Annotated in this window: 10 protein-coding genes; 5 read left to right on the plus strand and 5 right to left on the minus strand. The window is 51.6% G+C overall.

Annotated features, from left to right (window positions below):
- Positions 1 to 13 precede the first annotated feature (13 nt).
- The 3 genes from dctP (at position 14) to MLE19_RS05180 (ending at position 2,897) form a co-directional block, all read left to right on the plus strand.
- Positions 14 to 1,012, plus strand: coding sequence for a TRAP transporter substrate-binding protein DctP (dctP, locus tag MLE19_RS05170; RefSeq protein WP_240717005.1), 999 nt, complete (start codon positions 14 to 16; stop codon positions 1,010 to 1,012).
- A gap of 65 nt (positions 1,013 to 1,077) precedes the next feature.
- On the plus strand, positions 1,078 to 1,584 hold the full coding sequence (locus tag MLE19_RS05175; protein ID WP_240717006.1) for a TRAP transporter small permease: 507 nt from the start codon (positions 1,078 to 1,080) through the stop codon (positions 1,582 to 1,584).
- A complete protein-coding gene (locus MLE19_RS05180; RefSeq protein WP_240717007.1) occupies positions 1,584 to 2,897 on the plus strand; it encodes a TRAP transporter large permease in 1,314 nt (437 codons plus the stop codon). The genes MLE19_RS05175 and MLE19_RS05180 overlap by 1 nt, the downstream gene beginning before the upstream one ends.
- Positions 2,898 to 2,996: 99 nt before the next feature.
- On the opposite strand, the gene zigA is transcribed toward MLE19_RS05180, so the two are convergent.
- From zigA to MLE19_RS05205, 5 genes are all read right to left on the minus strand, one after another.
- The gene (gene zigA, locus MLE19_RS05185) at positions 2,997 to 4,223 is read right to left on the minus strand and encodes a zinc metallochaperone GTPase ZigA (protein ID WP_240717008.1); all 1,227 of its coding nucleotides are present in this window, start codon (positions 4,221 to 4,223) and stop codon (positions 2,997 to 2,999) included.
- 114 nt (positions 4,224 to 4,337) lie between these two features.
- Entirely contained in the window at positions 4,338 to 4,613 is a 276-nt protein-coding gene (locus MLE19_RS05190; protein WP_240717009.1) for a TIGR03643 family protein, read from the minus strand.
- Between the two features lie 3 nt (positions 4,614 to 4,616).
- A complete protein-coding gene (locus MLE19_RS05195; RefSeq protein ID WP_240717010.1) occupies positions 4,617 to 6,011 on the minus strand; it encodes a PepSY-associated TM helix domain-containing protein in 1,395 nt (464 codons plus the stop codon).
- 85 nt (positions 6,012 to 6,096) lie between these two features.
- Positions 6,097 to 6,729, minus strand: a complete 633-nt coding sequence (locus MLE19_RS05200; RefSeq protein ID WP_240717011.1) for a class I SAM-dependent methyltransferase — start codon at positions 6,727 to 6,729, stop codon at positions 6,097 to 6,099.
- A gap of 280 nt (positions 6,730 to 7,009) precedes the next feature.
- Positions 7,010 to 7,357 (minus strand): helix-turn-helix domain-containing protein, encoded by a 348-nt coding sequence (locus MLE19_RS05205; RefSeq protein WP_240717012.1) that lies wholly within the window; start codon positions 7,355 to 7,357, stop codon positions 7,010 to 7,012.
- Between the two features lie 498 nt (positions 7,358 to 7,855).
- Here MLE19_RS05205 and MLE19_RS05210 point away from each other — a divergent pair, with 498 nt between their 5' ends.
- Together MLE19_RS05210 and MLE19_RS05215 are read left to right on the plus strand one after the other, a co-directional pair.
- Positions 7,856 to 10,198 (plus strand): putative bifunctional diguanylate cyclase/phosphodiesterase, encoded by a 2,343-nt coding sequence (locus tag MLE19_RS05210; protein WP_240717013.1) that lies wholly within the window; start codon positions 7,856 to 7,858, stop codon positions 10,196 to 10,198.
- 357 nt (positions 10,199 to 10,555) lie between these two features.
- On the plus strand, positions 10,556 to 12,142 hold the full coding sequence (locus MLE19_RS05215; RefSeq protein ID WP_240717014.1) for a glucan biosynthesis protein G: 1,587 nt from the start codon (positions 10,556 to 10,558) through the stop codon (positions 12,140 to 12,142).
- Position 12,143: the final 1 nt, after the last annotated feature.

Consider the following 12,143-nt stretch of genomic DNA (forward strand, 5'->3'; position numbering starts at 1 on the left):
AGGAGACTAACGAATGAAAAAAGTAACGCTTACCCTGGGCATGCTCACCGCCCTGGCTTCAGCCCAGGCACTGGCGCTTGATGAAATCACCGCCGTGCATGCATTCCCCCCTTCGCTGATCTATACCCAGAGCTTTCTCGAGTTCGTCGATAAAGTGAACGAGCGCGGTGAAGGCGTGGTGCAGATTAACGTGCGTGGTGGTCCTGAAGTGATCGGCCTTTCCGAGCAGCCTGATGCAGTGCGCAACGGCGTGGTGGATATGGCCTATACCGCCGCAAGCTTCTACGCCGGTACCGTGCCAGAGCGCGATGCCATGGTGGCCTCCAACACCAACGCTATTTTTGCCCGTGAAAATGGCGGCATCGACCTGCTCAATGAAATCCACCAAGAGAAGATGGGCACCTACTACCTTGGCTGGTTCGATAGTGGCGTCAGCTACAACTTCTACACCATTGAAGAACCCAGCGTTGATGCGGACGGTAATCTGAGTGTTTCGGGCCTGCGCTTACGCAGTAATCCGGTATATGACGCCTTCTTCCAGGATTACTTGGGCGCGCAGCCGATCAGCCTGCCTACCACCGATGTCTACGCTGCTCTTGAACGCAGTGTGGTCAACGCGACTGGCTGGACCCAAATTGGCCTGAAAGACCTCAATTGGGACCGCTTCCTTAATTACCGTGTGGATCCTGCATTTTTCTCAACCGACATGGGCGTGATCGTTAACCTGGATAAGTGGAACCAGTTAAGCGAAGAGTCGCAGCAAATCCTGCAAGAGGTTGCCATTGAGCATGAGCGTGAAAGCGCCGAGAAGCTGGCTGAATTAGCCGAAGAGCAGCAGGCTCAACTCGAGGCTGATGGCATGCAGGTAGTCACGCTGGAAGGTGAAGCAGCACAGCGCTTCTCCGATGCCGCTCGGGATGCCACCTGGGAGCGTATGCGCCGCCAAATGGAGCGCCACCCTTCAGGACTTGAGCATTACGATACGTTGATCGAAAAGTTTAACGACCTATAAAGACATGCGGGGCGCAGTTCTCATAAGCGCCCCTTTTAGTGTGGCAATTTTCGTTAGGGTCTTTTATGCGCTACGCACAACGCGGCTACCTACTGCTGCTCAACGGCATGGCCCTGCTGGCCGCCATCATGCTGGTATGGCTGATGGTAGCGGTGGTGCTTTCCGTGGTTATTCGTAATTTAGGGCTTCAGCCCTCGGCGTGGTTTTTCCTTTCCACCGAGTACGCCATGTTTTATCTCACTCTGCTGGGCGCGCCCTGGTTAGTACGTCAAAAAGGGCACGTGCATATTGAACTGCTGACCTCGGTTTTACCGCCGCCAGCGCTGAACATACTGAGCCGCGGCGTATCGTTACTGTGTGTGGTGGTGTGCGGCATGTTGGCGTGGAAAGGGCTGGATCTGTTTCTGCTGAACATTGAACGGACTGACTATGACGTGCGTGCCTACTTTGTGCCGAAGTGGATACTGACCATCGTATTCCCTATCAGCTTTACCTTAATGGCGATTGAGTTTGGCCGCTTTGTAGTAGGCCATGAAATACTTCACAGCGGCGAAGCGGGGATGAAAGAATAATGGAATGGTACTTTGCGCTCGCTTTTCTGCTATCGCTGATTCTTATCTTTATGGCGATTGGCACTCCAATAGCCTTGGCATTTTTAGCTGCTAACGTCATTGGTGCCTGGCACTTTATGGGTGGCCAAACTGGCATCTTGCAGATGCTAAACAACGGGTTTGGTGCGCTCTCAAGCTTTAATCTAGTGCCTATCCCGCTGTTTTTGCTGATGGGTGAACTGTTTTTCCGCACCGGCTTAGGCATGAAAATGTTCAATGCCGTTGACCAGTTGATGGGCAAGCTGCCGGGGCGTTTATCTTACGTGACGGTGGTCGGCGGCACGGCGTTTTCTACTTTAAGCGGCTCTTCCATGGGTTCCACGGCGCTAATGGGTTCGCTGCTGGTGCCGGAAATGGAACGACGCGGCTATAAGAAGAAAATGGCCATTGGCCCCATTCTGGGGACCGGAGGTTTGGCGATTATTATTCCGCCTTCTGCGTTGGCGGTACTGTTGGCAACCTTGGCAAAAGTGGATATTGGCGCGCTGCTCATCGCGGGCATTTTGCCTGGGCTGACGCTGGCGGGGTTCTATATTGTCACCATCTTTATCCAAACCAAGCTGGACCCGGATGCCGCTCCAGTCTATGAGTTAGAACCGGTGCCGCTAAGCGCTAAGCTCAAGCTGATAGTGACCGATATTCTGCCCATGCTCAGCGTGATGGTAATTATTGTTGCAATGATGCTGATGGGGTTTGCCACACCTTCAGAAGCCGCGGCCTTTGGTGCATTGGGCGTGATTATCCTGGCGTTTCTTTTCCGCTGCATGACCTGGGAGGCGTTTAAGCTTTCGGTCACCGGCGCGCTAAAAGTCACGCTGATGGCTTATCTGATCGTCTTTGGTTCGGCCACCTTCAGCCAGTTACTTGGTTTCTCGGGCGCTTCGGGCGGTTTGATCGGTTGGGCAACAGGCTTTGATCTTTCCCCCATCCTGATGCTGTTAGCCATGTTTGCGGTACTGCTGGTGCTGGGCACTTTTATGGAGCAAATCTCCATCATGATGCTCACTGTGCCTATCTTCTTTCCATTGGCGCAGGCACTTGGTTTTGATTTGGTATGGTTCGGTATCGTCGTGTTGCTGGCACTGGAAATCAGCTTCTCAACACCACCATTAGGGCTGTTACTGTTTGTGATGAAAGGGGTCGCACCGCCGGGCACGACCATGAGTGAAATCTACTCGGCCGCGATTCCCTATATTCTCTGTTCGATGCTACTGGTAGCAGTGCTGATAGTATTCCCAAGCCTAGCGACTTGGTTGCCTAGCATGTTGCAGTAAGCGCCTTAGCTTGCGAAAAAGTAGCTTGCACAAAATAGTTGGCAATAAAAAAGAGAGGCTTCGGCCTCTCTTTTGGTCGTTGAGGATTATGGCTATCACCTACTCCCAGGAAGGGAACGGGTCGGGAAGTTTCTTCCACGCTTCCATGCCTGCCAGCAGTACTGCCTCGCTTAGCAAGCAGTCGTCCAGCGCTTCGCGCATCCGGGCTTGATCCAGGTTCTGGCCGATAAATACCAGCTCCTGGCGCATATCGCCAAACGGCTCCTGCCACTTCTCCATAATAAACTGACGCGTTTCGGGGTCGGTTGGCCAACGCTCTTCGGGGATCGCTTTCCAGAACACACCTGCCGGGCCGTGGTGAGCGATACCGCCTGCCTGACTCCACTGGCCTGCGGCCTGGGGGCGAGTGGCAAGCCAGAAGAAGCCTTTCGAACGTAGCAGGCCTTTGCCGAACCACTCCTGGTTAAGCAAGTCGTGGAATTTCTGTGGATGGAAGGGGCGCCGGGCATGGTAAGCAAAGCTGCCAATGCCGTACTCTTCGGTCTCTGGCACGTGTTCGCCGCGCATCTCTTTGAGCCAGCCTGGGGCCAGTTGGGCGCGCTCAAAGTTGAACTTGCCGGTATCCAGCACTTTATCCAGCGGCACGCCGCCTTTAGTGATCGGGACTAGTTCAGCATCAGGATTAAGTGAGCGCAGAATTGCCTTGAGTGACTCGAGCTCTTTTTCACTGATCAGATCGGTTTTGCTGATCAGCAGCACATCGCAAAACTCGATTTGGTCGACCAGCAGGTCGGCGACGTTGCGCTCGTCGTCTTCGCCTAAGCTTTCCCCCGCTTCAGCGAGGCTTTGCGCTTCGCGGTACTGCTCAAGAAAGTTGGCGCCATCGACGACGGTGACCAGGGTATCCAGCCGAGCTACGTGGGAAAGGCTCTGACCGCTCTCATCTTCAAAGGTGAAGGTTTCCGCCACAGGCAGTGGCTCAGAGATGCCGGTAGACTCAATAACCAAGTAATCGAACTTGCCTTCTCGGGCCAACTGGCTGACCTCTTCCAGCAGATCTTCGCGCAGCGTGCAGCAGATGCAGCCATTGCTCATCTCTACCAGGCGTTCTTCGGAGCGGTTTAGTGCTACATCACCATCCAACGTCGACTCGCCAGGGCCGCCGCGCACCAGCGCACCGTCAATATTCACCTCGCTCATATCGTTAACGATCACCGCCACGCGGCGACCTTCACGATTGGCCAGAATATGATTCAGCACGGTGGTTTTACCGGCACCCAGAAACCCTGAGAGCACTGTCACGGGCAGGGGAGTAAATGCGGTCATTGCAAGGTCACCTCTAAATGGGTTTATGTTATGTGATAATATAACAATAAAGAGGCGTTTAGAGAAAGGCTTGTTTTGAAAGTGCCGAGCGAGGCGGGTGTTGGTTAAGCGCTATCAGCGCTTATACTGCGTCGGGCAGTAGCCGCGCAATACATCTGGCGAGCGCAGGGCGCGGTGCTTAGTCGCGCGCCCGGTGACGCGTTTGCGCCATAGTCGAAATGAGCCTGGTTTGAGCTGGTGGCGCATCACTTCAATGACATCAGGTTCGGCTAAACCAAATAGCGTCTCAATCGCTTCAAACGGCGTACGGTCTTCCCAGGCCATCTCAATAATGCGCGACTTCTCGTCATCGGGTAAGCGACGGAAGCGTTTAACGGATGCTTTTGGCATCGGTCACCTCGACGGATTGGAGTGGTGTGCACTTAGGGTGCGGGCAGTGTAGCGCTTTTTAACGTACCAGCGTAACGCATCGATCACGATGAACATTGCGAGGCTAGCGCCTAAAACGGGTAGCGCCAAGCCTAACGCGATAGCAAACAATAGCACGCTTAATTTAGCCTTGAGCGGGAGCATTAGCCACGGTTCAGAAACCGTTGGAAAGCGCTGACCATTTGCAGTGCGCAGCCGCCGCCAGGCCATGGCGTAGCCCCATCCCATCAGTGTCACAAGCCCGGCAGCTATCAATGCAAGCACTACTTGGTTGACCAGACCAAACAGCACTCCCATGTGCAGATCAATTCCCCAACGGGTAAGTTTGGCGGCCATAGGAAACGTGTCGAAATCGGTTTGATCGGTTACCGCCATGCTGCTTGGGTGCAGCGCGACTTGGTCTACCTGTGTGGGCCAACGCCGATCTATTTCCGCTACTCGCCAAGCCTGATTTTCACTGGTAGGTGGTGAGAGTTGAATGCGATCGGCCATTAGTCCTGCCGCACGCGCAGCCATTAGCGCACGATCAAAATCGTCTGGCAGCAGCGGTGTGCTGGCTGAAATGGGGGCTGCATGACCATGATGCTCTGCATGCTCGTCGGTGACGTGACTATCAATTTCGGTCAACGCTGTTGAAGCGCTAGGTGTGCTCCAACCCCAGGCATGACGCAGTTCAGCAATATTGCCACCTGCCCACTGGGACCAGGTGAGACCTGTCGCCGAAAAGAACAGCAGTCCCATGGCGAGGAGTACACCTAAGGTTGCGTGACGCCGACGGGTAGCTTGATGGCCGGAAAGCGATTTCAATGCGCGACGCTGCCATATCCACAGCACTATGCCTCCCAAGGCAGCTAGCCAAAGCCAGGAAGCGGCTAATTCGCTATAAAGGCGGCCTACATCGCCCATTAACAGCTGACGGTGAAAATGATCAATCGCTGTGCGCAGCGGTAAAATCCCGCTGGTGCCGTAGACGGTGGTATCGCCGGTCACCTCCAAAGATATCGGATCGACAAACAGCGCACGATGCTCCGAAGGACCAAGGTCAGTTGCGTTAAACATGAGACGAGTGGTGTCACCCAGATATGGAGCTGGGCGTACGGCGCTTGGCAACCTAGCATCACCCAAGAAGTGTTGAGCGGCGGCAATCTGAGCGGAGAGCGGCTGAGGGTCTCCCTGGGTTACTCCGTAGAGCGTGTCGTGATAGAGCCACTCTTCAAGAGGAGGGCTAAGCAGGTATGCGATGCCTGATAACGCCGCAATGAGAATGAAAGGCCCAATAAAAAGACCGATATATAAGTGCAGGCGGCTCAGTAGCGCAAACAGAAGCTTGCCGGTATGGGCGGGGGAGCGCGGGGTCATGGAATTAATCCAAGCATCATCGGCGGAGTAGTTTGCCAGAGTAGACAATTCACCCAGCTACCGCCAGCGGTGAAAGGTCGCATCTTTAACGATTTGAGAGTGCGGGTTTTGCGGCCAACAAAGCGCGAAATAGTCCGTTCATGAGCACGGGTTCATCGTGACGGATTATGAACCCAGCCTCCGAAAGCAGAGGTTGAGCTTGGCGGGTAATATCGGTTGCAAGCGCAGATGTCAGTTGGTTTAGAAGGCGCCGTCCCGCTCCCGCAGGTTGTTCATCTGGCTGGAATTTATCCATTATGCATAGCTGGCCACCCGGTTTTAACACCCGTTGTGCCTCGGCAAGACCACGCTGTGGATTAGGCATCACAGCGATAATCAGGTGCATGATAACTGCGTCAAAGTATTCGTCAGGGTAGTTGAGGGCTTCGGCATCCATCACGCGGCACTCCACATCGCGGCGTAGTGCTTCAGCTCGTTTGGCTGTGCGCTTCACCATTGCCGGTGCTAAGTCGGTCGCATGCAATTCGATATCATGTGGCAGAAAGGGTAGGTCCAAACCCGTACCAGCACCGACCAATAACACCCGCATGCTTGGCTCCCAGTCCACTTGGCCTAGCGCAATTCGCCTTGGCTTACGAAAGATGCGAGCGACAATCGCATCATAAAACGGTGCGTAGGCGGTATAGCGCAGTCGGTTCCAAGCGGTAGTGTTAAACATAACGCCTCTTTGCAGCGCAACGCTGCGATGGCTGAAGGGCGGGTGCCGAATATCTATAGCATAAAAGCATTTGATCAACCAATAATGAGAGGCAGTTTTTTAATTTGGTATTAAAACTATTTTAAAAGTCAAGTGTTATAAAGATGGTTTTTTAGATATGTTTTATCTCCTAAGCAATATCGTAAATTAGTGAGAAAACTAATACTTATTTTTGTGAATTGTTTTATATAGCTGCTGTTTTTATAGATTAATGTTGATAGTGGTAATAATCTTTTTATCATTATTCTTTCTGCAATCGTGTAGTTAAATTTTCGACAATATCGATAACTAGCTTGCGGTCAGTTTGATTTAAAGGTGCTAAGAGCTGTTTCATTCTGCTTGACTGATCATCCACATGAAAGCTTGCTTGACCAAGTAGCTCTGCAGCTTCGCAATTAAAAATTTCAGCAAGCTCTATAAGACGCACAATATTGGGTATTACCCGTCCACGTTCAATACGCGAAACGGCCTCATTGCCAACACCTAAGCGTTCAGCAACTTCTTCTTGGGTCAAATTACAGCGAACCCTTTGTTTGGCAATGGCTCGGCCTATACTGGCCGCTAGCCGCTTCTGTTCTGTTTTATTCACAACGTCCTCCATTAGACCTAGATGGTTGAGGAACGACCTATTGACATGAAGGACTGTTTAGGTTGAATATCATCCTCTAAGGTTGATTTGGATGCTAAAGGTAACTTTTTGCTTCATGTGGTTACGCCTTGAAATGTTAAATGATTGAGATATTAATTTAATTGAGCGTGCAAAAAACATAAAAAGCCAAGAAGTATAAGTAAATACTTGGGTCGCTAACGTAAATAGGTAAGCGCCGCTACACATAAATAGTGAAGTTTTAATGTTAAAGTATTAGTTTGTTTGATTTTGAGCTGAAGCTTTTTGAAGGCGCTTTGAGAGTGTGGTGTCTAGTAAGTGTTCAGTGATCTTTTTCCTATTAAAGGTATGTGGCGGCTAATTAATTGCTGGGAAGTATTTTATGCAGCGGGTCTGGTTTGATGTTTTCAAGAAATACTCATACAGAGCCGGCGAGTAGCATGATTTCTGGCACTACTAAATCTGAAGGCGTTTAATAGCATGTCTCCTAATTGCACACCAGAAATTTTTCGACAGTTAGCGGATAAGCTGTCCTACGTCAGTGAAGAGGGGTTTTTTCACCATCTGGTGATGTCCTTAGCGGATATGCTTAAGGTGGATCATGCCGTCGTAGAGCACGTCGATAATCGACAGCATATAGCAACTACATTGGCTGCCTGGTCCAAGGGAGCGTTTAGAGAGATAGCGCCATATCCACTGGATGCCACGCCAAGCCAACGGGTCGCCCGCCATTCACGATATTTCGTTGCTTCCCAGGTTCGCCAGCAGTTTGCCAGTGATGACCGGCTCACAACCATGCATGTTGATGGATATTTAGGTATTGCGATTACTGCGCCTGATGGCGGCTTTCTGGGCGTGATTGCGCTAATGCACTCTTCTCCCTTGTTGCTGCCTATATATACCGATGATCTATTACGCATTGCTTCCGCTCTGGCGGGGGCTGAGCTGGCGCGCCAGGTGACGGAGAGCCAAACGCAAGAGCGGCTGCTGTATAAAAAAAGGGCGCTGCAGCGAATTAGTAAACATAATGAAACGCTGATTAATACGATTAATGAGCAGCAACGCTTTCAACACGCGGTTGTTAGCCTCGCGACCTCAGTATCAGCACAAAATGGCGAAGCGTTTTTGCATCAATTGACGGCTCGCATGGCCGAGGTGTTGTCTGCGGAAGTAAGCTTTATTGCGTTGTTGGATGAACAAAACCATGATTTTGCGCATACCTTAACGCTGTACGTGAATGGTGAGCGTCAGGACAATTTTGCCTACTATCTGCCAGGAGTTCCCTGTCACAAGGTGATGGTTGAGCAGGAGTGCATCGTTTACGAAAATGCTGCCATTATGTTGCCTACTGAAAGCAATGGTGCGCTGAGCTGGGTAAATGGCTATGTAGGGCGGCGGCTGGATAACAGCCATGGTCAGCCCATGGGGCTGATTGGGGTAATGTTTAAAAGGCCTCTGGTTGATGTGGATATCGTGCGTAACGTGCTGCAAATATTTGCGGCGCGGACAGCCTCTGAGCTTGAACGCCAGCAAGACGAAGTGCGTATACGGCAATTAGCGTTTTGCGACCCCGGCACTCACCTGCCTAATCGCGCTGCCTTCATGCGTCATTTGGAGAGCGCCTTCAATGATGCGCATACATCTGAATTGGCACTATTGCTGTTGGATCTGAACCATTTCAAAGAGATCAACGATACTGCCGGGCACGATCTGGGTGACTTGGTTCTTGAAGCGGTTGCCAGAAACTTTGCAGCGTCACTAAACGCGGATGAGTTTTTGGCTCGGTTAGGGGGCGATGAGTTTGTCGTGGTTTGCCCAGCGGTTGACGCGAGTGGCGCGTTAGCCACCGCTCAGCGTCTGTGCGATAGCATTTCACGCCCGATGATCGTTGAACAACACTCCTTTGAGATCTCGGTAGGCGTGGGTATTTCGCTTTATCCTCAGCATGCGGCTACGCCTTTGGAGCTATTGAAGCATGCTGACATTGCAATGTATCAAGCAAAACGGCAAAAGCTTTCCGTGTGTGTCTTTGAACCATGGATGGGGCGCGTCGTCGCTGAGCAGTTGAATATTGCCAAACGTTTGGCCTCTGCGATTGCAGAGAAGCAGCTTAGCCTGCACTTTCAGCCCCAGGTGGATTTGGAGAGTGGTCAATTGATTGGAGCCGAAGCGCTATGTCGCTGGCACGATAAAGAGCTTGGTGACGTATCGCCGGGCAAGTTTATCCCCATTGCCGAAGAGCGGGGCATGATTGTAGCGCTCGGCAATTGGGTGATTGAAGAAGCCTGCCGACAGCTTGCCGAGTGGCGTGATCAGGGCCATTTTATGGCTGGTCAATTAGCGATTAACATTGCCGCTCAGCAGTTTGAAGAGGAAGACTTAGTCGAAAGCTTGCTCAATAGCTGTTCTTGCTTCGGCATCGAGCCTTCACAACTTAGCCTGGAAATTACCGAAAGCGGCATCATGGACAATCCTGAAAAGGCGATCGCCATGACTGAAGTTTTAAAGGGCAAAGGGCTGGGGCTCTCCATTGATGACTTTGGTACCGGCTACTCATCACTTGCCTACCTGAAGCGCTTCGCTGCTGACAAAATCAAGATTGATATCTCCTTTGTCCGCGATATGCTTACCAGCGACAATGATCGTGTCATCGTGGCAACGATTATAGCCATGGCCAACACGCTGGGGCTCGAGACCATTGCGGAAGGTATAGAGCAGCAGGATCAAATCACCGCGCTATTGGCAATGGGGTGCACACAGGGCCAAGGCTACTACTTTGACCGGCCGTTGGGCGCCGAGCAGTTTGTTCAACGCTGGCTCTAGTAAATCCAAAGGTTATTCGCATTGAGCGTTTGCGACAGACGCTCTCCAAACGGCTGCTTATAATAGCCAACCAGCTTAAAATAGCGCCTTCCCAGGCGGATCAACATGTTGAGCATAATCTGATTTTTTTCCTCAGCCTTTCAAAAAGCCCGCTCAGTCAGGGTGCCAAGTAGTCTAGACTCATGCTATACCTAAAATGTAATCTAATCTTTACATGCGCGCATGGTGTGAGTCTTAGCGATGGCGAGCAATAGCAGAAAGACGCATTTAGCTGATCGAAGGGACTCTATCGTATGTCGATTCGGCAAAAAGCGAATTTGAATTCAGTCAAAGGATTGTACAGGAGCATTACGCTAAATGAGTGGATCGACCCCGCGAAGTAAGCTTTCACGCCGCAAAGGTTTTTTTTCACGCGCCGTTCTGGGCGGGCTGCTGGTTGGAAGCATCCCTCTTGATGCTTTTGCATTTGGCTTCGATGATGTCGCTAAAAGAGCAGAAGAACTCGCCCAGCAGGGCTACCGTGCCCCAGAAACGTCGTTGCCCAATGAGCTGCGCGAACTCAACTATGCGGAGTATGCGCAAATACAGTTCAAGCGAGATCGCGATGTATGGAGCGGTAATGACGCACCTTTCACACTGAGCTTTATGCATGAAGGGATGCATTATGACAGTGCCATCCAATTAAACAGTATTGATCAGGAGGGCGAGGTTCGTGGCTTTGCTTACAACCCCGATGACTTTACGTACGGTGATTTAAATATCTCCGATGACGTTAAGAATAGCGATGGTCTGGGGATTGCTGGCTTTAGGATCAATCATGCACTCAACGATGCGGATCGTAATGATGAGGTGATGGTGTTTCTGGGAGCAAGCTATTTTCGCGCCGTGGGCAGAGGCCAAGTTTACGGTCTTTCCGGGCGCGGGCTGGCGGTTGATACAGGATCAACTTCAGGCGAAGAGTTTCCCCGCTTTAGCGAGATGTGGATTGTCGAGCCTAGCTCAGAAAGTCAGTACTTGACGATTTTCGCACTGCTCGATTCGCCAAGCGTTACCGGTGCTTATCGCTTCGTGCTACGCCCCGGAGAAGACACCTTAGTAGACGTACAGTCGCGGCTATATTTGCGCCGGGCTGTTGAAAAACTAGGTATAGCACCGCTAACCAGCATGTACCTTTATGGCCCAGAGCAGCCTTCATCGACCCAACACTACATCCCGGCCATCCATGACTCGAATGGCCTGTTAATTAATGATGCACAGAATGGCTGGCTGTGGCGCCCACTCTCCAATCCGGCCAGATTGATGATGAATAGACATGCTACGCCTCAATTACGTGGCTATGGCCTGATGCAGCGTGGCCACAATTTTAATGATTATCAGGATATTGACGCACGTTATGACCTGCGCCCCAGCGCCTGGGTTGAGCCTCTCAACCAATGGGGGGCGGGTAGTGTTGAGCTGATCCAGATTCCGACCAACAACGAGACCAACGATAACATCGTATCAATGTGGCTAGCTGACGAACCCCATGAGACGGGCGTGCCGTTGGCATTCGATTACCGCATTTTATTCACCACCAATGAAAGCCGTCACCTTGATCCTCAGCTTGCATGGGTTGAAGAGACGCGTCGCTCACGGGGTGAAGTGATACGCGATAACCTAGTGCGTGAGCCCGACGGTACACTTGCTTTTGTCCTCGATTTTGTCGGGCCATCGCTTGAGGGCATCAGCAGTGGTGCAAACATAAGCGTTGAAGCAAGCGTTGGCGATAATGGCGAATTGGCTAATAGCCGGGTCGTTCAAAATCCAGCCACTAACGGCTGGCGTGTGTTTGTCAACGTGAAGCGCAGCAATGGCAACCAGCCCTTGGATATCAGGGCCAAGCTAATGCTCGATGGCAAGCAAGTATCCGAGACTTGGTACTATAGGCTGCCCGCCAATGGTTGAA

The sequence above is a fragment of the Vreelandella neptunia genome, assembly GCF_022489065.1.
Classification (GTDB): domain Bacteria; phylum Pseudomonadota; class Gammaproteobacteria; order Pseudomonadales; family Halomonadaceae; genus Vreelandella; species Vreelandella neptunia_A.